This window comes from Nonomuraea sp. NPDC050022 (assembly GCF_044460705.1).
Lineage (GTDB): Bacteria > Actinomycetota > Actinomycetes > Streptosporangiales > Streptosporangiaceae > Nonomuraea.
This window is the reverse complement of the sequence record NZ_JBITKE010000007.1, coordinates 340,991-365,997: the sequence shown is the minus strand read 5'-3', so window position 1 is coordinate 365,997 and position 25,007 is coordinate 340,991. Positions and strand designations below refer to the sequence as shown.

General features: G+C 71.5%; 29 protein-coding genes. 20 read left to right on the top strand and 9 right to left on the bottom strand.

The window, feature by feature from the left end:
• Positions 1–29: 29 nt before the first annotated feature.
• A complete protein-coding gene (locus ACIBO2_RS30750; protein ID WP_358542779.1) occupies positions 30–986 on the bottom strand; it encodes a GNAT family N-acetyltransferase in 957 nt (318 codons plus the stop codon).
• 142 nt (positions 987–1,128) lie between these two features.
• Between ACIBO2_RS30750 and ACIBO2_RS30745 the strand changes: the two genes are divergently transcribed.
• Complete coding sequence (locus ACIBO2_RS30745; protein WP_358542777.1) at positions 1,129–2,103, top strand: hypothetical protein; 975 nt, start codon at positions 1,129–1,131, stop codon at positions 2,101–2,103.
• A gap of 11 nt (positions 2,104–2,114) precedes the next feature.
• Complete coding sequence (locus ACIBO2_RS30740) at positions 2,115–2,660, top strand: hypothetical protein (protein WP_397301319.1); 546 nt, start codon at positions 2,115–2,117, stop codon at positions 2,658–2,660.
• Positions 2,661–2,835: 175 nt separating this feature from the next.
• On the opposite strand, the gene ACIBO2_RS30735 is transcribed toward ACIBO2_RS30740, so the two are convergent.
• Entirely contained in the window at positions 2,836–3,630 is a 795-nt protein-coding gene (locus tag ACIBO2_RS30735; RefSeq protein WP_358542772.1) for a methyltransferase domain-containing protein, read from the bottom strand.
• 140 nt (positions 3,631–3,770) lie between these two features.
• On the opposite strand from ACIBO2_RS30735, the gene def reads away from it, so the two are divergent.
• Together def and ACIBO2_RS30725 are read left to right on the top strand one after the other, a co-directional pair.
• A complete protein-coding gene (gene def, locus ACIBO2_RS30730) occupies positions 3,771–4,310 on the top strand; it encodes a peptide deformylase (RefSeq protein ID WP_397301316.1) in 540 nt (179 codons plus the stop codon).
• 2 nt (positions 4,311–4,312) lie between these two features.
• Positions 4,313–4,699, top strand: a complete 387-nt coding sequence (locus ACIBO2_RS30725) for an MmcQ/YjbR family DNA-binding protein (RefSeq protein ID WP_358543058.1) — start codon at positions 4,313–4,315, stop codon at positions 4,697–4,699.
• On the opposite strand, the gene ACIBO2_RS30720 is transcribed toward ACIBO2_RS30725, so the two are convergent.
• Positions 4,668–5,531: a hypothetical protein gene (locus ACIBO2_RS30720; protein ID WP_358542769.1), complete on the bottom strand. Its 864-nt coding sequence runs from the start codon at positions 5,529–5,531 to the stop codon at positions 4,668–4,670. The genes ACIBO2_RS30725 and ACIBO2_RS30720 overlap by 32 nt on opposite strands.
• Before the next feature lie 21 nt (positions 5,532–5,552).
• Here ACIBO2_RS30720 and ACIBO2_RS30715 point away from each other — a divergent pair, with 21 nt between their 5' ends.
• The gene (locus ACIBO2_RS30715; protein WP_358542766.1) at positions 5,553–6,158 is read left to right on the top strand and encodes a class I SAM-dependent methyltransferase; all 606 of its coding nucleotides are present in this window, start codon (positions 5,553–5,555) and stop codon (positions 6,156–6,158) included.
• Positions 6,159–6,173: 15 nt separating this feature from the next.
• Here ACIBO2_RS30715 and ACIBO2_RS30710 read toward each other — a convergent pair whose 3' ends face one another.
• Entirely contained in the window at positions 6,174–7,082 is a 909-nt protein-coding gene (locus ACIBO2_RS30710) for a hypothetical protein (RefSeq protein WP_397301312.1), read from the bottom strand.
• A gap of 88 nt (positions 7,083–7,170) precedes the next feature.
• Here ACIBO2_RS30710 and ACIBO2_RS30705 point away from each other — a divergent pair, with 88 nt between their 5' ends.
• From ACIBO2_RS30705 to ptsP, 8 genes are all read left to right on the top strand, one after another.
• Positions 7,171–7,932 carry a DeoR/GlpR family DNA-binding transcription regulator gene (locus ACIBO2_RS30705; protein WP_358439762.1) on the top strand — a complete coding sequence of 254 codons (762 nt, stop codon included), beginning with the start codon at positions 7,171–7,173 and terminating at the stop codon, positions 7,930–7,932.
• A 34-nt stretch (positions 7,933–7,966) separates the two neighbouring features.
• Positions 7,967–8,917 (top strand): 1-phosphofructokinase, encoded by a 951-nt coding sequence (gene pfkB, locus ACIBO2_RS30700; protein WP_397301309.1) that lies wholly within the window; start codon positions 7,967–7,969, stop codon positions 8,915–8,917.
• 77 nt (positions 8,918–8,994) lie between these two features.
• Positions 8,995–10,167 carry a PTS mannitol transporter subunit IICB gene (locus ACIBO2_RS30695; RefSeq protein WP_358542760.1) on the top strand — a complete coding sequence of 391 codons (1,173 nt, stop codon included), beginning with the start codon at positions 8,995–8,997 and terminating at the stop codon, positions 10,165–10,167.
• A 3-nt stretch (positions 10,168–10,170) separates the two neighbouring features.
• Entirely contained in the window at positions 10,171–10,479 is a 309-nt protein-coding gene (locus tag ACIBO2_RS30690) for a PTS lactose transporter subunit IIB (protein ID WP_397301306.1), read from the top strand.
• Complete coding sequence (locus ACIBO2_RS30685) at positions 10,472–10,900, top strand: PTS sugar transporter subunit IIA (RefSeq protein ID WP_358542758.1); 429 nt, start codon at positions 10,472–10,474, stop codon at positions 10,898–10,900. Before ACIBO2_RS30690 ends, ACIBO2_RS30685 begins: the two co-directional genes overlap by 8 nt.
• Positions 10,897–11,901: a zinc-dependent dehydrogenase gene (locus tag ACIBO2_RS30680; RefSeq protein ID WP_397301302.1), complete on the top strand. Its 1,005-nt coding sequence runs from the start codon at positions 10,897–10,899 to the stop codon at positions 11,899–11,901. Before ACIBO2_RS30685 ends, ACIBO2_RS30680 begins: the two co-directional genes overlap by 4 nt.
• 10 nt (positions 11,902–11,911) lie before the next feature.
• Entirely contained in the window at positions 11,912–12,193 is a 282-nt protein-coding gene (locus ACIBO2_RS30675; RefSeq protein WP_358542754.1) for an HPr family phosphocarrier protein, read from the top strand.
• Positions 12,186–13,793, top strand: coding sequence for a phosphoenolpyruvate--protein phosphotransferase (gene ptsP, locus ACIBO2_RS30670; RefSeq protein ID WP_397301299.1), 1,608 nt, complete (start codon positions 12,186–12,188; stop codon positions 13,791–13,793). Before ACIBO2_RS30675 ends, ptsP begins: the two co-directional genes overlap by 8 nt.
• Before the next feature lie 3 nt (positions 13,794–13,796).
• Here ptsP and ACIBO2_RS30665 read toward each other — a convergent pair whose 3' ends face one another.
• Positions 13,797–14,831, bottom strand: coding sequence for an aldo/keto reductase (locus ACIBO2_RS30665; protein WP_358542750.1), 1,035 nt, complete (start codon positions 14,829–14,831; stop codon positions 13,797–13,799).
• A gap of 85 nt (positions 14,832–14,916) precedes the next feature.
• Here ACIBO2_RS30665 and ACIBO2_RS30660 point away from each other — a divergent pair, with 85 nt between their 5' ends.
• Positions 14,917–15,609 (top strand): HAD family hydrolase, encoded by a 693-nt coding sequence (locus ACIBO2_RS30660; RefSeq protein WP_358542747.1) that lies wholly within the window; start codon positions 14,917–14,919, stop codon positions 15,607–15,609.
• A gap of 66 nt (positions 15,610–15,675) precedes the next feature.
• On the top strand, positions 15,676–17,100 hold the full coding sequence (gndA, locus tag ACIBO2_RS30655) for an NADP-dependent phosphogluconate dehydrogenase (protein WP_358542745.1): 1,425 nt from the start codon (positions 15,676–15,678) through the stop codon (positions 17,098–17,100).
• Between the two features lie 56 nt (positions 17,101–17,156).
• Here gndA and ACIBO2_RS30650 read toward each other — a convergent pair whose 3' ends face one another.
• Positions 17,157–17,927 (bottom strand): thioesterase family protein, encoded by a 771-nt coding sequence (locus ACIBO2_RS30650; RefSeq protein WP_397301295.1) that lies wholly within the window; start codon positions 17,925–17,927, stop codon positions 17,157–17,159.
• Between the two features lie 11 nt (positions 17,928–17,938).
• Positions 17,939–18,877 carry a helix-turn-helix transcriptional regulator gene (locus tag ACIBO2_RS30645; protein ID WP_397301292.1) on the bottom strand — a complete coding sequence of 313 codons (939 nt, stop codon included), beginning with the start codon at positions 18,875–18,877 and terminating at the stop codon, positions 17,939–17,941.
• A gap of 51 nt (positions 18,878–18,928) precedes the next feature.
• Between ACIBO2_RS30645 and ACIBO2_RS30640 the strand changes: the two genes are divergently transcribed.
• Positions 18,929–20,053, top strand: a complete 1,125-nt coding sequence (locus ACIBO2_RS30640; RefSeq protein WP_358542738.1) for an epoxide hydrolase family protein — start codon at positions 18,929–18,931, stop codon at positions 20,051–20,053.
• Here ACIBO2_RS30640 and ACIBO2_RS30635 read toward each other — a convergent pair.
• Together ACIBO2_RS30635 and ACIBO2_RS30630 are read right to left on the bottom strand one after the other, a co-directional pair.
• A complete protein-coding gene (locus ACIBO2_RS30635; protein WP_358542736.1) occupies positions 19,951–20,367 on the bottom strand; it encodes an SRPBCC family protein in 417 nt (138 codons plus the stop codon). The two genes, ACIBO2_RS30640 and ACIBO2_RS30635, sit on opposite strands and share 103 nt — an antisense overlap.
• A 4-nt stretch (positions 20,368–20,371) precedes the next feature.
• Entirely contained in the window at positions 20,372–20,731 is a 360-nt protein-coding gene (locus ACIBO2_RS30630) for a VOC family protein (RefSeq protein WP_358542734.1), read from the bottom strand.
• Positions 20,732–20,877: 146 nt separating this feature from the next.
• On the opposite strand from ACIBO2_RS30630, the gene ACIBO2_RS30625 reads away from it, so the two are divergent.
• The 4 genes from ACIBO2_RS30625 to ACIBO2_RS30610 all read left to right on the top strand — a co-directional run bounded on the left by ACIBO2_RS30625 (position 20,878) and on the right by ACIBO2_RS30610 (position 24,912).
• Positions 20,878–21,711 carry a helix-turn-helix domain-containing protein gene (locus ACIBO2_RS30625; RefSeq protein ID WP_397301287.1) on the top strand — a complete coding sequence of 278 codons (834 nt, stop codon included), beginning with the start codon at positions 20,878–20,880 and terminating at the stop codon, positions 21,709–21,711.
• Between the two features lie 80 nt (positions 21,712–21,791).
• Positions 21,792–22,223 (top strand): type II toxin-antitoxin system PemK/MazF family toxin, encoded by a 432-nt coding sequence (locus ACIBO2_RS30620; protein ID WP_358542730.1) that lies wholly within the window; start codon positions 21,792–21,794, stop codon positions 22,221–22,223.
• A 41-nt stretch (positions 22,224–22,264) separates the two neighbouring features.
• A complete protein-coding gene (locus ACIBO2_RS30615; protein ID WP_397301284.1) occupies positions 22,265–23,419 on the top strand; it encodes an NAD(P)/FAD-dependent oxidoreductase in 1,155 nt (384 codons plus the stop codon).
• 281 nt (positions 23,420–23,700) lie between these two features.
• A complete protein-coding gene (locus ACIBO2_RS30610; RefSeq protein ID WP_397301282.1) occupies positions 23,701–24,912 on the top strand; it encodes a cytochrome P450 in 1,212 nt (403 codons plus the stop codon).
• The last annotated feature ends 95 nt before the right edge of the window (positions 24,913–25,007 follow it).

Sequence of the window (25,007 nt, the reverse complement as noted above, 5' to 3'; positions counted from 1 at the left end):
TGTTCACCGGACCGGGCGGTGCCGCCGGATCACGCGCTCAGAGGGTCAGACGGCGCCGACAGGACGAGTCTGACGGCGAAGTTGTGGTAGCCGGACCGCTCGAAGGCCCTGGCCATCGGGACGTTCACGGCGTCGGTGTCGGCGACGATCCGCTCGGCGCCCCGCTCGGCGTGCAGCCGGGTGATCTCGCCGAGCAGGTCGTCGGCGTAGCCGTGGCCGCGGTGCTCGGGCACCACGCCGAGGTAGCCGACCACGGGCCCGCCCGCGTTGGCCGACGGCAGCGCCACACCGGCGAGGTCGCCGTCCGGCGTGTACGCCAGGCGCCACCAGCCCCTGTCGCCCGGCATGCTCCGGTAGCCCTCGACATCCTCGCGGGCCTGCGCCTCGGGGGCGGTCGCGGCCAGGGCCTGCCGGGTGTGGTGGTCGAGCGTGCCGACGGCCACGCGGCTGAACGCCTCGACGAACGCCTCGTCGTCGGCCTCCGCCCGGAACACCAGCCGCTCCGACGCCTCCGGCACCGGCGTGCCGCGCGTCCACTCGTACCTGAGCCGTTCGAGCTCGTCGGTCAGCCCGGCCAGCGCCCCGGCCCGCCACCGCCAGTCGATGGCGGCCGTGACCTCCGGGTCGTCCCGCCAGCCGTTCGTGACGAACACGTGGTAGGCGGGCGCGTCGCCGTACCCCTTATGGGCGTGTCGCAGCAGCTCGGCGGCCAGTTCCACGCGGTCGGGCACCGACGGGTGGACCCAGAGGCAGTCGAGCGCGAGCGGGCGGTCGCCGTCGGGCAAGCCCCACCAGACGGCGCGGGCGAGGATGCGGCCGTCCTGTTCCGCGACCCACATGCGGTCGTGGCGGTAGTGGCCGGTTTCGAGGAAGGAGAGCAGCCGGTCAGAGTCGGCCCAGCTGATGGGCTCGTCGACGACGCAGTCAAGCAGTCGGTCGAGGTCAGCCTCGACCGTGGAGCGGAAAAGCGTTGTGGCAGAAAGCACGATTCCTCCGGAAAGTTACACCAGCGGACGCGGAGAGCGTCCGGATACCACGGACCATCTCGACGCCTCCCTTCTTCCGGACTTTTCGCGGTCAGCGGGGACTTTATCGCAAATGTAAGGCGAGTTCCGACAGGATAAGGACGTGGGCTCCTACGACGACGACACGCTTCCGCTCCAGCCTCCCGTCCGGCTGCCGGCCGACGACGAGCTGGTGGCGGCCGTACGCGAGACTCCTCTGGCGACCGGCGACGCCGACGCTTCCGCTCATCCGGCGTTCGCGCCGGACGCGGCGGAGGCGCTGCGTGACGGCTCCGACGACAAGGTGCTCCAGGTGTGGGCGGACGTCTGCCGCCGCACGCTGAGCACCGACGAGACGCTGTTCATGGAGGTGGTACGCCTCTATCTGGGCCGCGGCCCGCTGAGCGACGAGGTGCCCGCCGTCCTGACGGACCTGGGCCTGGTACGCCAGGCGCCGCCGCGCACCCTGACCCCGCTCGGCATCTGGGCGGCCGGGCTGGTGATCGGCGAGGCGACCGGGCAGGAGATCCCGGTCATGGGCTCGCTGGCCGGGCGGGACGCCGGCGCGCTGCTGTACGGCCTGCGCTCCTACCCGGAGCCGGAGCGCGACGAGGAGCTCGCCGGCTGGCTGGCCGACCGGGATCAGGGCGAGGCGGCGGCCGAGATCGCGGCCGCGCTCAGCGAGGTCAGCCCGCTGAGCCGGGCCGTCGGCGTGGAACTGCTCGCCACAGGGCTGGGCGAGGCGGGCACGGAGGCGCTCGACGGACTGCTCGGGGCGCCGAGGCTGGGCGCCGTCGTGGCCGCCCGGCTGGGCCGCGAGGAACGGCCGCCGACGCCCGAGGAGATCGCGTGGGCGTTCGTGGACATGGCGGCGGCGCTGCTGGAGTTCGGCGGGGAGGCGGCCGAGGTCATCAAGTCGGTCTCCCAGGGCATGGAGAAGGACGAGCAGGCGGGCACGATCGCCCTCCTGGCCCTCGGCGACCATCCCTGGACCGAACGGGTGCTACAGGTGTTCATCGACCATCATCCGGACGAGCGGGTGGTGGCGGCGGCCCGCAAGGCGCTGCGCCGGCACGGCCTGATGGACGCCCGCGGGTAGAGTCTCCCGAGATGACGAACCACACGATCAGCCCGCGGACCGGCGTTCTCGGCGCGTACTCCTGCGATTGCGAGGCGGACCTGCCCGACCTCATGTCCGCCGAGCTGCACGCCTCCGAGACCAACCAGTGCACCGTCTGCCTCGGCTCGGCGGAGCAGCCGGTGCTGCCCGGCCTGGCGCCCGGCATCCTGCCCGGCCTCTCGCGTGGCCTGATGCGCCCCTGCACGGCCTGCGCGGCCACGGGCCGCCGCAGGGAGCAGATCGTCTGGGAGCTGGCCCACGCCGAGGCCGAACAGGTGATCACCATGAGCCTGGTGCGGGGTGTGGTGGCGGAGTTCGGCGGGCCGTTCCACCTGTCGGAGGTCGCGGACGCGGTCCGATCGGGCCTCGGGCTCCCGCCCGGCCGCCTGCCGGTGGGGCCACGCGTCCGCGACCTGCTGCTGCGGCTGCAGGCGGCGGGCGAGATCACCATGCTGTCGGCTCCTGACGAGCTGCTGGACGGCGCCGACGTGGTCCTCTACCGCGACCCGCAGTGGGCCCGCACCTCTGTCCTTTAGCAACGGCCCCCGGGTTTGGTCCGCTCCCTGTGACGGTCCGTTGTGGCTGGTGTCCCTTGGAAGGGATACCCCCTTCGGGGGAGAAGAAGCGAGCGGTCCGTCGTGGCACAGGTCCCAAAGGACGGACACCCCCTCGGAGGAGAAGAGGCAGGCGGTCCGTCGTGCGGCGAACGGGCTAGCGGGCGATGCGGCAGAGGATTTCGCCGTGGGTGATCGAGAGCCAGCCGTCGTCGGCCGCGGCCCACTTCAGCCAGCCCTCGGAGATGCGCCGTAGGTCCTCCTTCGTGGCGGCGCCCGAGGCGAGTGCCTGCTCGGCCATGGCGGACTGCTTGATCCGGTCGGCCCACATCCCGCCCCACCAGGCCCGGTCCTCCGGTGTGGCGAAGCACCAGGTGGACGAGGTGGCGGTGACGTCGTCGAAGCCCGCGGCCCTGGCCCACGACAGCAGGCGCCGCCCGGCGTCCGGCTCGCCGCCGTTGCTCCGCGCCAGCCGCTGATAGAGCGCCAGCCACTCGTCGAGCTCCGGCAGCAGCGGGTACCAGGCGAACGCGGCGTAGTCACTGTCACGCGCCGCCACCAGACCGCCCGGCTTCGTCACGCGCCGCATCTCCCGCAGCGCCCGTACGGGATCGCCGACGTGCTGCAGCACCTGGTGGGCGTGGACGACGCAGAACGTGGCGTCGGGATAGTCGAGCGCGTGCACGTCGGCGACGGCGAACTCGACGTTGCCTACAGCTCCCACTCCGGCCCTGGTCAGCTCCAGCGTCTCCGCGCTCACCTCGGACGCCGTCACGTGCGCCACCCGGCCGGCCAGGTCGGCCGTGATGGTGCCGGGCCCGGCACCCACGTCCAGCAGCTTCATCTGGGGCTTGAGATGGGGCAACAGGTACGCGGCCGAGTTCTCGGCGGTGCGCCAGCGGTGGGAGCGCAGCACGGACTCGTGGTGGCCATGGGTGTAGACGGCGTCCATCGAAACTCCTTCGTCTCGCCTCGGTAGGACGACCATAGCCCCTATCTCACAATTCAAGAATATATGTCTCATTATTTGAGCACTGTCGAGTGCTGATCATCTCCTGGTCGCTCGTAGACTTTGTGGCGACACATCCGCATGTGGAAAGGGCACTGGTCGTGGGAGAGGTCCGGCCGATCGTTCAGGTGGGAGACCCGGTGCTGCATACGCCCTGCGAACCGGTCACCCGGTTCGACGGAGCGCTGGCGGCGCTGGTGGAGGACATGTTCGCGAGCATGTACGCGGCGGAGGGCGTGGGCCTGGCCGCCAACCAGATCGGCGTGGCGTTGCGGGTGTTCGTCTACGACTGCCCCGACGAGAACGGCGACCGGCACAAGGGCGTCGTGGTCAACCCGTCGCTTGAACTGCCCGGACTCGGCGAGCGGCACCTCGACGCGGGCGAGGAGGGCTGCCTGTCGGTCCTGGGCCAGTACGCCCCGCTCCCCCGCCCCGACCACGCCACCGTGCACGGCTTCGACGCCGAGGGCGCGCCGGTCATCTTCGAGGGCACCGGCATGCTCTCGCGCTGCCTGCAGCACGAGACGGACCACCTCGACGGCTACCTCTACATCGACCGCCTCCCGGCCAAGCGCCGCAAGCAGGTGCTGGCGGCGTACGAGGAGTCCCGCGCCGTGAGGTGACCATGGAATTGGGCTACGGTGGCGATGTGATCACAGTGGAGGACGTGCGGCGGCTGGCGATCACGCTCCCGCGCTCGTCGGAGCATCTCATCAGAGATCGGATCAAGTTCCGCGTCGGCTCGATCGTCTACGTCGCCTTCTCCCGCGACGAGACCCTCATGGGCTTCGGCTTCCCCAAGGAGGAGCGCGCCGCCCTGGTGGCGGCCGAGCCGGACAAGTTCCTGCTGCCCGGCGAGTCCGACATGCGGTTCAACTGGGTCGTCGCGCGCATGGCCGCCATCGACGCCGACGAGATGCGGGAGCTGGTCGTCGAGGCGTGGCGGCTGACGGTCCCGAAGAAGGTCTACGCCGCCTACATCAGCTCAGCCGGTCAACACCCAACGCGCTGATCAGCAGGCGTTCCTTGCGGTTGCCGAGCAGGCGGGCCGTCCAGTCGACGAAACCCCCGTCGCCCAGCTCCACACCGTCCGCGTAGATCTTGAAGCACAGTCCCGTGTAGTAGCCCCGGCCGGAGTGGCGGTCCGGGTCGTCCGTCGCGCCGATTCCGTCCGCCACCCGTTCGAAGCGAGGGTCGAGGACGGTGACGCGAACCTCCGGCTCGGGGACGCCGCACGCCCGGACGGCGTCCGTCAGCACGTCCAGGTGCTCGGCCAAATGATGGCGTTCGAACGCCAGGTTCCCCGTGTCCCGGTCGCCCGACACCAGCGCGAACAGGCCGAAGTGCGCGCACATCCCCGCGCCCGCGAAGTGCTGCGCCCGCACCACGCGCTGGAACGCGGCCAGCCGCACCGGACCGGTGGAGCGGCGCCGCCGGACGGCCGCCTCCAGCGCCAGGGCGTTCGTCGGGTCGGCCGCGACCTCGGTGTTCCTGATCGTGGTGATGACCTTGTTCTGGTCCACGGTGGCCGGCGCCGAGTGCGCCCCGAGTGGCGCGACCGGCGCCAGAGTGAGCAGCTCGAAAGCGTCCGGTACGACCGACAGCACCGCGTCCTCGGCCCGGCGGACGCGCTCGAACGGCACCGTGGCCGGCCCCACGAACCGGTCGGTCGTGTAGCGGCGGAGCACATCGGCCGGGGTCAGGCCTTGCGCCCGCACCCGCATGACTTCGAGCAGCAGCGTGGTGAGGTCGGCGCCGGACAGCCGCTCGGCCAGCACGTCGAGGATCTCGGGACCGCCCGCTTTCCTGAGCACCCGCCGCAAAGCCGTTGATTCATCACCCATCACCCAAGCATGATCGTGATCATGAGTGAGCGCGACTGGATTTCCTGGCACGACCACTACGACACGCCCGGCTCCTCCCTGAGCCGGCGGCTGGCCGTGGTACGCGAACACGTCCGGCTCGCCCTTGACGCCGGCGCCGAACGGGTGGTGAGCCTGTGCGCCGGACAGGGCCGCGACCTGCTGCCCGTGCTCGCCGCCCACCCCCGCAGGGACCGCGTACGCGCCAGGCTGGTGGAGCTCGACGAGCACAACGCCCGGATCGCCGAGCGTGACGCGCCCGACGGCGTCGAGGTGGTGTGCGGCGACGCCGCGCTGACCGACGCCTACGCGGGGGCCGTGCCCGCCGACCTGGTCCTCGCCTGCGGGATCTTCGGCAACATCAGTGACGCCGACATCCGGCGTACGGTCGCCACACTCCCCCGCCTCTGCGCGCCCGGCGCGACCGTGATCTGGACCAGGGGCCGCCACGAACCCGACCTGCTGGCGACCATCTGCGACTGGTTCGAGCAGGACGAGTTCGAGCGCATCCACCTGGACAGCGACGGCCACTACGGCGTCGGCGTGCACCGCTACACCGGCCCGCCCAGGCCGCTGGAGCCGGGCGTCCGGATGTTCACCTTTCTTTAGGACACGCTCCGGTCTTTAGGACACGCTCCGGTAGAGACCCTGGGTCAGCCCGGTGATCCGCTTGACCGAGGAGCTCCAGGTGCCGCCCACGGGGTGGGCCGTGAGCAGCGCCATGATGAACCGGTCGTCCTTGCCCAGCAGGCCGGTGGTGTGCAGCACCGGACGGCCGTAGTCGGGCACGCCGGACCCGGTGGCCCGTGACGCTACCCCGCTGATCGACAGGTCGGCCCCCGGCGCCCGCAGCGGGACCGGGTTCATCGAGGCGCCGGTGCCGCACTTGGTGGGCGCGACGTCGCCGAACCCCGACCAGCCCTGCTTGACCGCCCACGGTTTGGGCACCGCGCGCGGGATGCCGAAGTACTGGTCGAAGCCGTCGGTGCCGCACGGCGTGGAGTTGCGCAGGTGCCCCAGGATCGTCTCCCGCACCCCGGGCGCCGCCGTGTCGAGCAGGTAGCGGTAGGTCCGCACGATGTCGTACGCGCTCAACGACGTGTAACCCCAGAACCCGGGCTTGGACGCGGGCGGCGGCGTGGTGTCGGACAGCCCGAGCTCGCGCGCCATCCGCTGGACGATCGCGCCCTTGCCGCCGCGGTTCCAGAACGTGGTGGCCGCGCCGTCGTCGCTGGAGCGCAGCATGACCTTGAGCAGCCGGGCGTCGGCGGCGGGGACGGTCTTGCGCTTGTCCAGGTAGTCGATCGCGATCAGGATCTTGACGACCGAGGCCGAGCGGAACTTGCGGTGCGCGTTGCGGGTGGCGACGAACTTGCCCGCCTTCCTGTCGAACACCAGCCACGACGCCGTCGTACCAGCCGGCACCGTCGGAGGCTTGACGCCATCGGTGGACGCGGCCGCCGGCGGCCCGGCGACGCATGCCACGGCGAGAGGTAAGGCTGCCGCGACGGCGGCCCAGGGCTTGGTTCGCATCCGACATACCTACCAGAGTCTTGACCAACCAACAGACTCGGGTATAAACACAGATGAAACCACACTGAAACGGCGGTGAATCAACATCATGTACGCCGAGGAGCGGCAGCAGGAGATCCTTCGCAGGGCCCGCGCCGCGGGCCGTGTCGACGTGGTGTCGCTGGCCGGCGAGCTCGACGTGACCACCGAGACGATCCGCCGCGACCTGACCGCGCTGGAGCGGGCGGGCGTGCTGCGCAGGGTGCACGGCGGCGCGATTCCCGTGGAGCGGATGGGGTTCGAGCCCGCGCTCGCCACCCGCGACGAGGTGATGACCGCGGAGAAGGAGCGCATCGCCAAGGCCGCCCTGGCCGAGCTGCCGGAGGACGGCTCGGTCATCATCGACGCCGGCAGCACCACCGGCCGCCTGGTGCAGATCCTGCCCGCCGACCGGGAGCTCACGGTCGTGGTCAACTCACCGCCGCTGGCCACCGCGCTGGCCGCCCGCGCCAACATCAGCGTCATCGTGCTCGGCGGCCGGCTGCGCGGCCGGACGCTGGCCACGGTGGATGACTGGGCGCTGCGGCCGCTGTCCCAGTTGCACGTGGACGTGGCGTTCATGGCGACGAACGGCTGCTCGGTCGCCAAGGGCCTGACCACGCCGGATCCGGCGGAGGCGGCGATCAAACGGGCGATGGTGTCGGCCGCGGAGCGCAGTGTGCTGCTGGCCGATCACACCAAGTTCACCAACACCTACCTCGCGAGCTTCGCCGAGCTGAGCGAGATCGACGTGGTGATCACCGACGCGGGTCTCGACCTGGCGCTGGCCGCCGACCTGTCCGCCGCGGGCCCGGAGGTGGTCCGCGCATGAACCCTTACAGAGACCTCGGCGGAGGGTGGCGGCCATGATTCTCACGCTGACGCTCAACCCCAGCCTGGACCGCACGATCGAGATCGGCTCGCTCGACCGGGGCGCCGTCATCCGGGCCGCCGCCGCCCGCCTGGACCCCGGCGGCAAGGGCGTGAACGTCTCGCGCGCGCTGCTCGCCAACGCGGTCGCCTCGCGCGCGGTGGTCCCGTTTGGCGGCGACGAGGGCAGGCAGCTCGTCCGCCTGCTCACCCTCGAAGGGCTCGACATGGTGACGGTCCCGGTGACCGGCACGACCCGGTCGAACGTCACCCTGGCCGAGCCCGACGGCACCGTCACCAAGATCAACGAGCCCGGCACCGCCCTGTCCCCCGGCGAGCTGGACACGATCGCCGACACCGTACTGGCCGCCGCGCACGAGGCCGACTGGGTGGTGGCCTCGGGCAGCCTGCCGCCGGAAGTGCCCGCCGACGTCTACGCCAGGCTCTGCCGCCGCTTCGCCGGCGCGGGCATCCACGTCGCCGTCGACACCAGCGGCCCGGCGCTGTCCAACGCGCTGGCCGCCGGCCCCGCCCTGGTCAAGCCGAACCTGGAGGAGCTCGCCGCCGCCACCGGCATGCCGATCCGCTGTCTCGGCGACGTGGTGGAGGCCGCGGGCAAGCTGCGGGCGGCGGGCGCGCGTACCGTCCTGGCCAGCCTCGGCACCGACGGCGCGGTTCTCGTCCAGGACAGCGGCATCTGGTACGGCCACGCCACGGTGACCGAGCCGCGCAGCTCGGTCGGGGCCGGGGACGCCATGCTGGCGGGCTTCCTGGCCGGCGGCGGGCACGGCGAGCGGGCGCTGGTCGAGGCGCTGGCCTGGGGCGCGGCGGCGGTGTGCCTGCCGGGCAGCCGGATGCCCGCACCGGCCGACATCCGCCGCGACGGCGTCCGCACCGGCCCGCCCCTCCTGACCCGCCCGCTGGAATCCCCCGCCGACCCCACCTGACCCACCTCCTGGAAGCCCTCACCGACCCGACTTCGACATACCAGGAACCTGCTCATCCCCCCGAAGGAGCACGTCCAATGGCCGAAACCTACACACCTGCGGTCTATGGGACCGGAGCCAAGGCCACCATCCAGCGCATCGGCGGCCACCTGGCCGGCATGATCATGCCGAACATCGGCGCGTTCATCGCCTGGGGGCTGATCACCGCACTGTTCATCCCCACCGGCTGGCTGCCGAACGCGGCGCTGGGCGCGATGGTCGACCCGATCATCAAGACGCTGCTGCCCATCCTCATCGCCTATACCGGCGGCCGGATGGTCCACGGGCAACGCGGCGCGGTGGTGGGCGCGGTCGCGGTGATGGGCGTCATCGTGGGGTCGGACATCCCGATGTTCCTGGGCGCCATGATCATCGGCCCCCTCACCGCCCTGATCCTGAAATATGTGGACAAGTTCACGGAGGATCGGACCAAGTCCGGCTTCGAGATGCTCGTCGACAACTTCACCGCGGGCATCGTCGGCGCCGTCATGGCCATCGTGGGGATGTGGGCCATCGGGCCGGTCGTCCGCGTCGTGACCACGGCCGCCGGCAACGCGGTCGAGTGGCTCATCGTCAACAACCTGCTGCCCCTCGCCTCGGTCCTGATCGAGCCCGCCAAGGTGCTGTTCCTCAACAACGCCGTCAACCACGGCGTCCTCGGGCCGCTCGGCGTCGCCGAATCCGTCAAGCATGGCAAGTCGATCCTGTTCATGCTGGAGTCGAACCCGGGCCCCGGACTCGGCCTGCTCATCGCGTTCCTGCTGTTCGGCCCGCGCCCGCTGCGCCCGAGCACGCCCGCCGCGATGATCATCCACTTCTTCGGCGGGATCCACGAGATCTACTTCCCGTACGTCCTGATGAAGCCCCGCCTCATCCTCGGGGTCATCGCGGGCGGCGCGGCCGGCGTGTTCACCTTCATGATCACCGGTGCCGGGCTGGTGGCGACTCCTTCGCCGGGCAGCATCTTCGCCTACCTGGCGGTGACGCCGAAGGGCGGCTGGCTGGGCGTGATCGCCGGCATCCTCGTGGCCACCGCCGTGTCGTTCGCGGTCTCCTCGCTCCTGCTGGGCTTCGGCCGCGGCGAGAAGGAGGAGCCGCCGGAGGACACCCCGGAAGCCACCGCCGCCCCCGAACCCACGGCCGACCGCGTCGAGGAGAGCGGCGCGAACGACCGCGACACCCAGGCCCAGCCCGTCGCCAAGGAGGCGTGAACCATGGCCAGCATCGACAGCAAGGACATTCACAAGATCATCGTGGCCTGCGACGCGGGCATGGGCAGCAGCGTCATGCTGGCCAGCCAGCTGCGCAAGCAGCTCAAGGACACCGGCGTCACCGTGGAGCACACGCCGGTCAACGAGATCCCGGCCGACGCCGACGTGGTGGTCTGCCACTCCGGGCTCGCCGCCCGGGCCAGGGTCTCGGCGCCGGGCAAGGTGCTGGTGTCCTTCCAGATCTTCCTCGGCGACCCGGCCGTGACCAAGCTGATCGCCACCATCAAGAACGGCGGCACGGTCGATGCGTGACGACCTGCTCGATCCGCGGGCCGTACTCCTGCACGAGAGCGCGGCCGATCGGGACGAGGCGATCAGGCGGTGCGGGCGCGCCCTGGTGGAGGTGGGCGCGGTCGCCGAGCCGTACATCGACGCCATGCTCGAACGCGAGCAGACGATCTCGACCTATGTCGGCGAGGGCGTGGCCATCCCGCACGGCACCGCGGCCGCCAAGGAGGTCGTCCGGCACGACGCGATCTGCGTCGTACGCTTCCCGGATGGCGTCGACTGGGGCGGCGAGCCCGTTACCCTCTGCGTCGGTATCGCCGCGAAGAACGACGGGCACGTACAACTGCTGGCGGCGCTCGCCGACATCCTGCTCGACCCCGAACGCGCCAGAGCACTCCGTGAGGCGACGGAGGTCGGCCAAGTCATGAAGGAGCTCAGATCGTGAAGGTCGCCCGTTTCCACGCCCCAGGGGACATCCGCGTGGAGGACGCGCCGGAGCCGGTCGCCGGTCCCGGCGAGCTGAAGATCCGGGTACGCAACTGCTCGACCTGCGGCACCGACGCCAAGATCTTCAAGCACGGCCACCACCACATCCGCCCGCCCCGGGTGATGGGCCACGAGATCGCCGGCGAGGTGGTCGGCACCGGCGAACGCGTGCAGGTGATCGCGGCCATCCCGTGCGGCACCTGCGAGGAGTGCCGGCGCGGCCGCCTCACCGTCTGCCCGAACCAGGAGTCGATGGGGTACCACTACGACGGCGGTTTCGCCGAGTACATGGTGATCCCGGCGAAGGTGCGGGCCGTGGACGGCGTCAACGTCATCCCGTCCGGCGTCGGTTTCGCCGAGGCGTCGGTGGCCGAGCCGCTCGCCTGCGTGCTGAACGGCCAGTCGCTGGCGCGGGTCGGCCCGGGCGACGACGTGGTCGTCATGGGCGCGGGCCCGATCGGCTGCCTGCACGTGCGGCTGGCCCGCGCGCGCGGCGCCGCGCGGGTGTTCCTGGTCGACGTGAACGCCGACCGGCTGGCGATGGCGGCCGAGCTGGTACGCCCCGACGCGGTCGTCGACACCGACGCGGTGGACCAGGTGCTCAAGCTGACCGGTGGCCGCGGCGCCGACGTGGTGATCACGGCGGCGGCCTCCGGCGCGGCCCAGGAGCAGGCCCTGCGCATGGCGGCCAGGCAGGCCAGGATCAGCTTCTTCGGCGGCCTGCCCAAGGACGCCCCGATCATCGCCCTGGACTCCAACCTGGTGCACTACCGCGAGCTGACCATCGTCGGCGCGAACGGCTCCAGCCCGGCGCACAACGCCGAGGCCCTCGGGCTGATCGCCGAAGGTCTGGTGCCGGTGGCGGACCTGATCACCCACCGGCTGCCGCTGTCCCGGGTGCTCGACGGGATCGACCTCGTCAGCCGGGGCGCGGCCATCAAGGTCACGATCGAGCCCTGAGGGGGTTGTGATGGCACAACGTACGGTGACGGTGGCATCGGCGAGCGGCCTGCACGCGCGGCCCGCGAAGCTGTTCGTCCAGGAGGCGGTGCGATTGGGGGTTCCGGTGCGGATCCGGGTGGGTGCGAAGTCGGTGCCCGCGAACAGCATGCTCGGCGTGCTGTCGCTCGGCGCCACCCAGGGCACCGAGGTGACGCTGGAGTCGGACGCGCCGGGCGCGGACGCCGCGCTGGACGCGCTGGTGGCACTGCTCGCCCAGGACCTGGACGCGGAAGGGGCCCTCGATGGCTGACCCGGGCGACGGCCCACCGGGTGCGGGGCTGGCTGGGCTGGGGGTCAGTCAGGGGCGGGCCGCGGGGCCGGTGATACGCATGGCGCCGCCGCCCGTACTTCCCAGCCCCAGGCAGGTCGCCGACCCTGCCGCGGAGGCCGCCGCGGTGGTGAAGGCCCTGGAGTCGGTCACCGCGGACCTGCGGCAACGCGTGGTCCTCGCGGGTGGCGGCGACGCGGCGGAGATTCTCGACGCGCTCGCCATGATCGCCGACGATCCGATGCTGCGCGAGGACGCCGAGGCCGCCGTCCGCGATGGCCTGGACGCGCCCCACGCCCTGGACGCCGCCTTCACCCACCACCGCGAGACCCTGGCCGCCCTGGGCGGCTACCTCGCCGAGCGGGCCGCCGACCTGGACGACCTCAAGCACCGCGCCATCGCCGCCTGCCTGGGCCTGCCGATGCCCGGCATCCCCGCCCCAGGCCACCCGTACATCCTGGTGGCCGAGGACCTCTCCCCCGCCGACACGGCGGGCCTGGGCGCGGACGTGGTGGCGCTGGTCACCGAGAAGGGCGGCCCGACCAGCCACACCGCGATCCTGGCGCGCGGCCGCGGCCTGCCCGCCGTGGTCGCCTGCATGGGCATCACCGACCTGGCCGACGGCACGGTCATCTCGGTCGACGGCAAGACCGGTCAGGTCGGCGTCGGCCTGACGGACGATGCCGTGGCGCAGGTCCGCAGGAGCGACCGGGAGGAGCGCGAGCGCCTGGCGAACAGCAGCGGCCCCGGCAGGACGGCCGACGGCCACCCGGTCAAGCTGCTGCTCAACATCGGCTCGGCCGACGACCTCCGGCCGGGCGCGGAGGGGGTCGGGCTGTTCAGGACCGAGTTCCTGTTCCTGGACCGCAAGCAGGAGCCGTCGTTCGAGGAGCAGATGGCCGCCTACACCGAGGTGTTCGCGCGGGCCGGGACGGTCGTGGTGCGCACGCTCGACGCGGGCACGGACAAGCCGCTGCCGTTCCTCGGCCTGCCGCCGGAGCCGAACCCGGCGCTGGGCATCCGCGGCCTGCGGGTGGACCGGGTGCTCCCGGCCGTACTGGATACGCAGCTCGACGCGATAGCGGAGGCGGCCCGCTCGACGGGTGCCGACGCCTGGGTGATGGCCCCGATGGTCACCACACCGGCGGAGGCGGCCGGCTTCGCCCGCCGCGCCCGCGCCCGGGGCCTGACCCGGGTCGGCGCGATGGTCGAGGTGCCGGCCGCCGCCCTGCTGGCCGACCGCCTGCTGGCGGAGGTGGACTTCCTGAGCATCGGCACCAACGACCTCAGCCAGTACACCTTCGCGGCCGACCGTCAGCACCCCGGCCTGGCCGACCTCCTGGACCCGTGGCAGCCCGCACTGCTGAAGCTCATCGCCGCCTGCGCGGACGCCGGCCGCGCCGCCGGCAAGCCGGTAGGCGTCTGCGGCGAGGCCGCCGGCGATCCCCGGCTCGCCCCGGTGCTGGTGGGATTGGGGGTGACGAGCCTGTCCATGGCGGCGGTGTGCGTGCCGTCCGTACGCGAGGAGCTGTCCCAGCACACCTTGGAGGAGTGCCGCGAACTGGCGGCACTCGCCCGGTGACGGTCAGGGGCGCCGGCGGAGCTTCGCGTCCGACAGCTGCGGAGGCTGCCAGCCCTCGTCGCCCGGGTTGATGGTGACGCCCGGCGCCACGATGGCGTCGATCCTGTCCAGGACGTCGTCACTGAGCCGTACATCGGGGGCGTTGAGCTGGCCCTCCAGGTGTTCCATCGTGCGCGGCCCGATGATGGCCGAGGTGACCGCCGGGTGCCTGATCGTGAACGCCAGGGACAGCTCGATCAGTGTGTGCCCGGCCTCCTCGGCCAGGACGGCCAGCTGTTCGACGGCATCCAGCTTGCGCTGGTTGACCTCCAGCTTCATGTCGTAGCGGTGCGGCAGCCGGCTCGCGCGGCGGCTCTCCGGCAGTTCCTGGTTCTTGCGGTAGCGGCCGCTCAGCCAGCCGCCCGCCAGCGGGCTCCAGACGATGGCGCCCATGCCGTACTTCTGGACGGTGGGCAGCACGTCGGCCTCGATGCCGCGGGCGAGCAGGGAGTACGGCGGCTGCTCGCAGACGAAGCGTTCGAGCCCGCGCCGCTCGGCCGCCCACTGGGCCTCGACCACCTGGTGCGCGGGGAAGGTGGAGCTGCCGATGTAGCGGACCTTGCCCTGCCGGACCAGGTCGGTGAGGGCGCCGAGCGTCTCGTCTATGTCGGTGGCGGGGTCGGGGCGGTGGATCTGGTAGAGGTCGATCCAGTCGGTGCCGAGGCGGCGCAGGCTGTTCTCGACGGCCTGGAAGATCCAGCGCCTCGAGTTGCCACCCTCGTTGGGGCCGTCACCCATGGCGCCGTGGCACTTGGTGGCCAGGACGACGTCGTCACGCTTGCCCGACCTGGCCAGAGCCTTGCCGACGAACTCCTCCGACTGGCCACGCGAGTAGACGTCGGCGGTGTCGATGAAGTTGATGCCCGAGTCGAGGGCGCGGTCGATGATGTCGGCCGACTTCTCGGCCGACTCCTCACCGAACCCGCCGAACATCATCGCGCCGAGGCAAAGAGGGCTGACCTTGAGACCGGTATGTCCGAGTACCCGATATTCCGTCATGCCCCTCACTCTGGCATGACCGCCTGGGCGGCGGGCAGCCGCACCGCGATGAGGGCGTTCATGGCGGCCGTGGTGTCATGGAGCCATGACGGAGTTCCCGCACGCACCCACACCGGCCTTCCTCTTCGACCTCGACGGCACCTTGATCGACAGCGTCTACCAGCATGTCATCGCCTGGCGCCAGGCACTGTCCGGACTGGGCATCGACCTGTCGGTGTGGCGCATCCACCGCCGCATCGGAATGAGCGGCGGGCTGTTCGTGAGCGCGCTGCTGCGGGAGACGGGGCTGAAACTGTCGACGGAGCAGATCGACGAGTTGCAGACGATCCACGGTGACGCCTACACCGAGCAGATCGACTCCGTCCGCCCGCTGCCGGGCGCCGCCGAGTTGCTGAGCGAGCTGACCTCGCGCGGCGTGCCGTGGGCGATCGCGACCAGCGGTTACGCGCGTACGGCCCGGCTGGCGCTGGGCATGCTGGGCCTGCCGGAGGACACTCCGATGGTGACCCGCGACATGGTGCGCCGGGCCAAGCCGGACCCCGACCTGTTCCTTGCGGGTGCGGCGCTGCTGGAGGTGGACGTGCGGCATGCGATGGTGGTAGGAGACAGCGTCTGGGACCTGCTCGCCGCCCGCCGGGCGGGGGCGCTCGGGATCGGGGTGCTGTCCGGCGGATACGGCAGGGACGAACTGGAGCGCGCGGGTGCTTTCCGCGTGTACTCCGATCCGGCTGACATGCTGCATCGGCTCGACGAGCTGGGCGTACGCCAAAGCGACTGAAATATTGGAATATCCAGCCGAACCTCTACCGCTGGATCATGCGTATCCCCCACAGAGGAGCTTGATATGGACTTGGCAGATATCGGGGTCACCGGCCTGGCGGTCATGGGCAGGAACCTGGCGCGCAACCTCGCCAGGCACGGCTACGCGGTGGCCGTGCACAACCGCACGCCCAGCCGGACGCAGCAGCTGGTCAAGGAGTTCGGCGGCGAGGGCACGTTCGTACCGTCGGAGGAGCTGGCGGCCTTCGTGGCCTCGCTCAAGCGGCCGCGTCGGGCGATCATCATGGTCAAGGCGGGTCCGGGCACCGACGCGGTGATCGACCAGCTCGCCGAGCTGATGGAGCCGGGCGACATGATCGTCGACGGCGGCAACGCGCACTTCGCCGACACCCGGCGGCGCGAGGCGGCCCTGCGTGACAAGGGGATCCACTTCGTCGGCACCGGCATCTCCGGCGGCGAGGAGGGCGCGCTCAACGGCCCCAGCATCATGCCCGGCGGCTCCAAGGAGTCGTGGGAGGCGCTCGGCCCGATCCTGCAGGACATCTCGGCCAAGGTCGACGGCGTCCCGTGCGCGGTGCACGTGGGCCCCGACGGTGCCGGGCACTTCGTCAAGATGGTGCACAACGGCATCGAATACTCCGACATGCAGCTCATCGCCGAGTCCTACGACCTGCTGCGTCAGGCTCTCGGCGCCACCCCGGCGGAGCTCGCCGGGGTCTTCCGCGAGTGGAACCAGGGCGAGCTGGAGTCCTACCTGATCGAGATCACCGCCGAGGTGCTCGACCAGGTCGACGCGGCCACCGGCAAGCCGTTCGTGGACATCGTGGTGGACCAGGCCGAGCAGAAGGGCACCGGCCGCTGGACCGTGCAGGGCGCGCTCGACCTGGGCGTACCGGTGACGGGCATCGCCGAGGCGGTGTTCGCCCGCGCGCTGTCGGGCCACCCGGAGCAGCGCGCCGCCGCCGCGTCCCTGGAGGGGCCGAAGCTGTCGGGCGTCGGCGGGCGGGAGCTGATCGAGGACGTACGGCAGGCCCTGTACGCCTCCAAGATCGTCGCCTACGCGCAGGGCTTCGACCAGATGGCCGCCGCCTCCAAGGAGTACGGCTGGGACCTGGACCTGGGCGCCATGGCCACGATCTGGCGAGGCGGCTGCATCATCAGAGCCCGCTTCCTCGACCGGATCCGCGCCGCCTACGACACCGACCGGGCGCTGCCGACGCTGCTGGCCGACCCGACGTTCGCGGCGGCACTGAACCTGGCGCAGGAGTCCTGGCGCCGGGTGGTGACCACGGCGGTGCAGATCGGCGTGCCGACGCCGGGCTTCTCCTCGGCGCTGGCCTACTACGACGGGCTGCGCCGCGAGCGGCTGCCCGCCGCGCTGATCCAGGGTCTGCGCGACTTCTTCGGCGCGCACACCTACCTTCGGGTGGACCGTGAGGGCGCCTACCACACCGACTGGTCCGGCGACCGCTCCGAGCGCCCCGCGTAGTCCCCAGCGGCCGCGTTCTGAAGCGGGCCCGTTTTCGAGCGGCTTCGTGCTGTTCTTCAGCGGGTCCGCAGGGGGATCGGGTTGGCCACGGCGGTCACGAGGCAGAAGCCGATCGGCCCGGCGGCGTCGTGCAGGGTGCACTGCCCTGTGGCGACGCCGCCATCGCTGAGGTGCCCGGTCGCCTCCACGCCGACCAGCTCTCCCTCGGGGACCCGGCCGAGGGTGATCGTGTAGTCGGCGTTGATGAAGTGCACACCACCGGTGCCGCCGGTGCTGAGCGGGCTGGCGAAGTCGGCCGCGAGCGCCACCCTGGTGAACGGCGTGACCGGCTCGTCGTCCACGAGCGGATGGGTCTCGCGCAGCCAGACCCGGTTGGGGCCCGGCTCGCTCCAGTCGGTCAGCCGCCACAGGTCGAACGGCGGCTCCCACTCCCCGCCCGTCACAGGCGGTCCGGCGGGCGGCGGCTCGTCCCACGCGGGCGTGACGTTCCGCTCGCCGTCCGGCTGCTCGCTCTGCCTGAGCAGCACGGCGCTGGCCCGGCCGATCACACCCTGGTCGGTACGGATCGTCACGTCGGCCACCCGGATCCGGCGCCCGTCCCTGACCAGCTCGGTCTCGACGGTGACCGGGAGCATCGGGCTGTTGCGGAACAGATCGACGGTGAGCCGGGCGAACCGCAGATCCGCCTCGCCGTACTCCTGCTCGACGGCCATGGCGGCCAGGCCCCCGAGCAGGCGGCCGTGGAGCATGTCGGGCGACCAAGGGCTGCGGGCGTGCGGAGCGGGCACGAACTCGCCCCTCTTACGCGTGAAGAACGCTGACGTCACAGAATGAGATTCTAGAGGGTGGTGAGTCGCCGCCCGAGCCCGCGCAGCCGTTCCTTGAGCTCGGCCGGCTCCAGCACCTCGAAGTCGAGGTCGAGGAAGGCCACGACCACGGCGATCAGATGCAGGTCGTCACCGCGCAATGTGAGCACGCAGGTGTCCTCCCCGACCGGCTCGACGACACCCGCCGTACGGCCCGCGACCTGATCGGCAGGGGCGTGCAGCAGGACGCGCGCCTGGATCGGCCACATGTCGTGACCCAGCCGGCGCTCGACCCAGGCCGCGACGTCGCCGCCTGGCGGCTCGCGCGGTGTGAAGCGGGGACCGTTCGGCGTGCGCAGGCGCAGGCGGTCGACGCGGTAGGTGCGCCAGTCCCGCCGGTCGACGTCCCAGCCGACCAGGTACCAGCGGCGCGACCAGTTGACCAGGGTGAGCGGCTCGGTCTTGCGCTCGGTGGTGACGCCGTCGCGGCCGGTGTAGTCGAAGCGGAGCTGCTCGTGGTCGCGGCAGGCGGCGGCCACGACGGTCAGCACCTCGGCGGCGACCGTCGGACCGTCGGTGGTGATCGGCACGGTGTGGGTCTGCAGCGCGTTGACCCGGTGCCGCAGCCGGGCGGGCAGCACCTGCTCCAGCTTGGCCAGGGCGCGCAGGGAGGTCTCCTCGATGCCCGTCACCGTGCCGCCCGCGGCCGTGCGCAGGCCCACCGCGACGGCTACGGCCTCGTCGTCGTCCAGCAGCAGCGGCGGCAGCTCGGCGCCCGCGCCCAGCCGGTAACCGCCGGAGACACCCGGCGTGGAGTGGACCGGATACCCGAGGCCGCGCAGCCGCTCGACGTCGCGGCGCACGGTCCTGACCGCGACGCCGAGCCGTTCGGCCAGGTCGGCGCTGGGCCAGTCGCGCCGCGCCTGCAGCAGGGACAGCAGGCGGAGCAGCCTGGCGGAGGTGTCCAACACAAGGGCAATTGTGTCCTGATCCTGGCCGCGATGCCGCCTAGCTTGTGCGACATGGAGAAATTCGTGATCGATGTCCCACAGGCCGATTTGACCGACCTGGCCGAGCGGCTGCGCCGTACGCGCTGGCCCGACGCGCTGGAGGGCGTCGGCTGGTCCTACGGCGTACCGCTTCCAGCGGTACGCGAGCTGGCCGATTACTGGCTCGACGGCTATTCCTGGCGTGAACACGAGGCCAGGCTGAACGCCCTTCCGCAGTACACGACCGTGATCGACGGGCAGCGCGTGCACTTCGCGCACCTGCGCTCCCCCCGCGAGGACGCGCTGCCGCTGCTGCTGACGCACGGGTGGCCCAGCACGTTCGCCGACTTCGCGCATGTCGCCGAACCCCTCAGCCGCGACTTCCACCTGGTCATCCCGTCGATCCCCGGCTTCGCCTTCTCGGGACCGACGGCGGAGACCGGCTGGGGCGTGCGGCGCGTCGCCGCCGCCTGGGCGGAGCTGATGAGCAGGCTCGGCTATCCGCGGTACGGCACGCAGGGCGGCGACTTCGGCTCGCTGATCTCCCCGGAGGTGGCCAGACTCGACCCGGACCACGTCGTCGGAGTGCATCTGAACGCGCTCACGACGCTCGTCAACGACGACCAGGCCGGGCTGAGCCCGGCCGAGGTGGAGCGGGCCAAGGGGGTGGAGCGCTGGCACCGTCACTACTCCGGGTACGCGATGATCCAGGGGACCAGGCCGCAGACCCTGGCCTACGGCCTGGCCGACTCGCCGACCGGGCAGCTCGCCTGGAACCTCGACGCGTACGCCTCGTGGGGTCAGGACATCGGCGGCTTGTCGCGCGACGACATCCTGACCAATGTGATGATCTACTGGCTCACGGACACGGCGGGCTCCTCCGCGCGCCTCTACCGTGAGGGCGCCTCAGCCTGGGAGCCACCCGCCGAGCCGGGCAGAACACCGACCGCCGTGGCGGTCTTCCCCGGCGACAGTTCGGTGCGGCGCTACGCCGAGGTCGCGCACAACGTGGTGCGCTGGTCGGAGTTCCCCGCCGGCGGCCACTACGCCGCGCTTCAGGCGCCGCTGCTGCTCGCCGAGGACATCAGGGCGTTCTTCATGGCGCTCAGCCCCCGATCCATGAACTCGGCGACGACGGGCACCGCCTCCTCAGGGTAGAGGTCGGCGTGCCAGACGAACCGCGAACGGCCGTCGCCCTCGTCCACCACCGTCGAGGACGCGTTGTGGTGCCGCAGCCCGAGCGGGCTGTCGACCATGGCATAGGCGATGCGGCGGGCCTCGTCGTCGACGTCCAGGATGAGCTCATGGGCGACGGCTCCGTTGAAGAACGTGACGATCCGGACATCGCCCTCCATACGGCACTCGAGCGCGAACCCGGGAGCGAGCAGATCAACCCGGCCGGCCTCGCGCAGAACCGCCCACACCCGCTCGGCGGGGACGTCGAGCACCGTCTCCTTGTGAATGGCGGCCATGGGGTCAGCCACCTGCCGCGACACAGAACGGGTGGCCCTCAGGGTCGGTGAGCACGGTCCAGTCGGCGCCACCGGGCTGGAACTCCGGTACGGCGGCGCCGAGCCCGACCAGCTCCTTGACGGCGATCTCGACGTCGGTCACCTGGAGGTCGAGGTGGACGTGCTTGGCGTCGGCGGGCCAGCCGGGGCCGCGGTAGCCGGCGACACGCTGGAACGCCAGCCCGACGGGGCCGCCCTCGACGGTGGCGAAGTCGTCGTCGCTGTGGGCGATCCGGCCGCCGGTGGCCTTGGCGTAGAAGTCGGCGAGAGCGGCCGGGTCCTGGCAGTCGAAGATCACGGTGGAGACCGTGATGGTTGTTGTCATGAGTCCAGGGTGGGGCGGGGCGGGCGGCCGGGTCTTGAACATCCTTGCACCACCGCTGGGTCTTCGCCGCCTGGCCGCGGCGGCGCTGGGCATACCCTCGTGCGACGGCGGCAGGATTGTCGTAGCCGGAGCGTAGGGTTCGGCAGGTGCGTTCAGCAGTCCGTCTCGGCACCGGGTCCGGGTTCACCCTCGACGCGGTGACCTGCCACGACGATCACCGCAGGTGGTCGCCGCCCGAAACGAGCTCCGCCTACCGGGTGGTGCTGGTGCGCCGCGGCCGCTTCCGCCGCAAGGCCGACGGGCGGGCCGCCGTGGTGGATCCGACGATGGCCTATCTCGGCACTCCTGGCGAGGAGGAGCATTACGCGCACCCGGCGGGTGGCGACGTGTGCACCTCCCTGTGCGTGACGCCGGACCTGTGGCGCTCGCTCGCGGGCGACAACGTGGTGCCCTCCCGCTCCACGATCTATGTGGACGCCCGCCTCGACCTGGCGCACCGCCGTTTCCTGGCCGCCGCCCGCACCGGCGACACGGCTTTCGAGCTCGCCGAGGCCCTGCTGCCCCTCCTCTCCACCGCCCTCGACCAGCTCACCCCCGCGCCGGCCCGGCGCGGCCGGGCTCCGGCGAGCTCGGAGGTGATCGTGGAGGGTGCCCGGGAGGCCATCGCCGCGGGCCATCCCGCCGCCGATGGGCTCCTGCCGCTGGCGGAGTTCCTGGCTGTCTCGCCGTACCAGCTGAGCCGGGCCTTCACCCGAGAGCTCGGCATATCTCTGACCCACTACCGCAACCGGGTGCGCGTCGGGCGGGCCCTCGATCACCTGGAGGGCGGCGCGGCGAACCTGGCGCTGCTGGCCGCCGAGCTGGGGTTCGCCGATCAGGCCCACCTGACCCGCACGGTCCGCCGCCACGCCGGCCGCACCCCCGCGGCGCTGCGCCGCCTGCTCGCCCCTCCAGGGGTCGCCGACGGAGGGCCCGCTTGACATGTTGACGTCGTGGTCCTCTTCGCGGGCAACCGCACCGGATTCGATCAACGACGGCCCGGTGGCGTAAGCTCCCTGGCGTGCGCGATTCAGGTGAGGACCCCCGGCCCGCCCGCGGTGCGGTGCGGGAGATCCACTCACTCAGCCAGGCGGCGACCCTGTCCTACTCCCCCGACCTCGACGGACTGGCCGACCCCGGCGAGATCGTCTGGGCCTGGGTGCCCTACGAGGAGGACCCGGAGCGCGGCAAGGACCGCCCGCTGCTGATCGTGGGCCGCACCGGACGCAGACTGCTGGGCATGATGCTGTCCAGCCAGGGCGACGACGGCCCCGACTGGCTGGAGGTCGGCGTGTGGGGGCGCGACGGCAAGACGTCCTACCTGCGGTTGGACCGCGTGTTCGGCCTGGACGAGGACGACATCAGGCGTGAGGGCGCGGTGCTCGACGGTACGCGCTTCGCCCGCGTGGCGGCTCACCTCATGAAGACGTACGGCTGGACCGCCGGCGGCTGACCCGCTTCGTTCGGCGTCCTCCTGGCTGCGATCATGGGGACATGCGTGTTGCGGTGATCGGGAGCGGGATCGTCGGTGCGGCCGCGGCTTGGCACCTGAGCGGGCGCGGAGTGTCCGTGACGGTGGTGGACGGGGCTTTCAGCGGGCGGGCGACGGACGCCGGCGCGGGCATCGTGTGCCCGTGGGTGGACCATCCCGACGACGACGCCTGGTACAGGCTGGCGCGCGAGGGGGCTCGCCGCTACCCGGATCTGGTGTCGGCGCTGGGCGAGGACATCGGGTACGCGCGGGTGGGAGCCCTGCTGGTGGCCACGGATCCGGTCGAATTGGAGCCGATACGCGCCCTCCTGCTGCGCCGCCATCCGGAGGCACCCGAAATGGGGGACATCACGGATGTGGCGGCTCCGTCGGCACTGTTCCCGCCGCTCAGGGACGGTCTGAGCGCGATCCACGTGCCGGGGGCCGCTCGGGTGGACGGTCGGGCGGTACGTGACGCCCTCCTCCGCGCCGCCATCCACCAAGGCGCCGACCTCCGTACGGGCACCGCGACCCTCACCCCCGACGGCGGCGTGCTTCTCCGCACCACACCCGACGGCGATCCGCTCCGCCGCACCACAACCGGCGCGCCCGGCCCGGAGCCGAGTGCGGAGACGCAGGTCGGGGAGGCCGGGGTGCGAGTGGAGGCGGATGTGGTGATCGTGGCCGCCGGAGCCTGGAGCGGGGAGGTGTGCCGCGGACTTGGGGTGGAGATCCCGGTGTCCCCCAGACGCGGGCAGATCGTGCATGCCGCCGTCGACGGCGTGGACACCACCTCCTGGCCGATCGTGCTGCCCCGGAGTGGGCCGTACCTGCTGGGCTTCCCCGGCTCGCGACTGGTGGTCGGCGCGACCGTGGAGGACGCCGGGTTCTCGCCGTACGTCACCATCGGCGGCATCCACGAGGTGCTGGCGGCGGGCCTGCGACTGGCGCCGGGCTTGGACGGCGCGAGGGTGGTGGAGACGAGGGTGGGTCTGCGTCCGGTGTACGCGGCGGGCACGGCACTCATCGACCGGCTCACCGACCGGGTGGTGGTGGCGACGGGCCTGGGCGCGTACGGCCTGACGGCCGGCCCGTTCACCGGCCAGATCGCCGCCGCTCTCGCACTGGGCGAATCCCCACCCATCGACATCAGCCCGTACGCGCACATTCCCACCTGAGCCCACCCATCGACATCAACCCGTACGCACGCCTCCCCGCCTGAGCCAGCCCATCGACATCAACCCGTACGCACGCCTCCCCGCCTGAGTCAGCCCATCGACATCCGGCCCTCAGACGGCGGGCAGGACGACTGAGAGCTGTTCCTTGGATCAGGTTTGGAGCCAAACGACCAGGCCAGCCGCTCCACGCACCCTTCCACGCATGGATGGGTCTTGACCGTCGGCGGCTTGTTTCGTACGTTCCCGGCGAGCTTGGACGACGACATCGCCCGGAGGCGGCTTTGACAGAACAGTCCAGCACCACATCGACCTGGCCGGACCTTCCCCCTGGACCGTACGGCACCCCGTCGCCCGACCTGACCCGCCGGTACGCTGAAGCGCCGATGGCGGCGGCCACGCTGCCGAGCGGCGACCGGGTGCCCATGATCGTCCGGTACGCGGATGTCCGCGGTGTGCTCACCTCGCCGGCCAGCAGCCGTAACCTGCGCGAGCCCGGCCTGCCCAGGATGGTCAGCGGCACGTTCCTGGACGACGACCCGGCGGCGCTGATGAACCAGGATCCGCCGGAGCACACCCGATACCGGCGCATCATGCACGGCACGTTCACACCCCGGCACATCGAACGCTGGCGGCCCCGCGTGGCGGCCATCGCCGGGGAGTTGATCGACGCGGTCGGTGATGAGTTCGACATGGTCGCGGACTTCGCGCTGCCGCTGCCCGCCCGGGTGATCTGCGAGCTGCTCGGCGTGCCGATGGACCGCTTCGAGCAGTTCCGCGGCTGGACGGAGATGTTTCTGTCCGCCTCGGACGCGAGCGCCGACGCTCGGGCCCAGGGATTCGCCGCGTTCACGGCCTATGCGCGGGAGCTGATCGAGCAGCACCGGACCGAGCCCGGCGACGACCTGATCGACCTGCTCATCGCGGCACGCGACGAAGGCGATGGGCTCAGCGAGGACGAGCTGACCAACATGGTGTTCACGCTGATCATGGCCGGGCACGAGACGACCGCCTCAATGATCGCCCGGGGCGGCTTCCGCCTGCTCTGCCACGCCGACCAGTACGCCGCACTCGCGGCCCATCCCGAACTGGTCGAGCCGACGGTGGAGGAGATCCTGCGTCACGAGGGGCCCGGCTCCAACGGCATGCTCCGGCGGATCACTGAGGACGTCGAGGTGTCCGGCGGGACCATCCCGGCCGGCACGGTCGTGCTGCCCAACCTTTGGGCCGCCGACCACGACCCGTCGGTGTTCCAGGACCCGCTGCGGTTCGACGTGAAGAGGTTCACCGATGCCCGGTCCACCCCGCACCTGGCATTCGGCCATGGCCCTCACTACTGCTTAGGCGCGAACCTGGCGAGAATGGAACTGCGGGAGGCGTTCCACGCTCTGGTGACGCGCCTGCCAGGACTGCACGCGCAGGAGGACCTGTCGGCCGTCGTGTGGAGCGACGGGTTCGTCTACTGGCCACGCCGGCTGCTGGTCAAAGCAAGCTGAGCCCGAACATGCGACCGCATCGCCGGCGCCGCCTCGGTGAGAGCAGCCGGGCGGCTCGGTCATCATTCCACCGCCCACTCTCGGGCGGCAGCGGC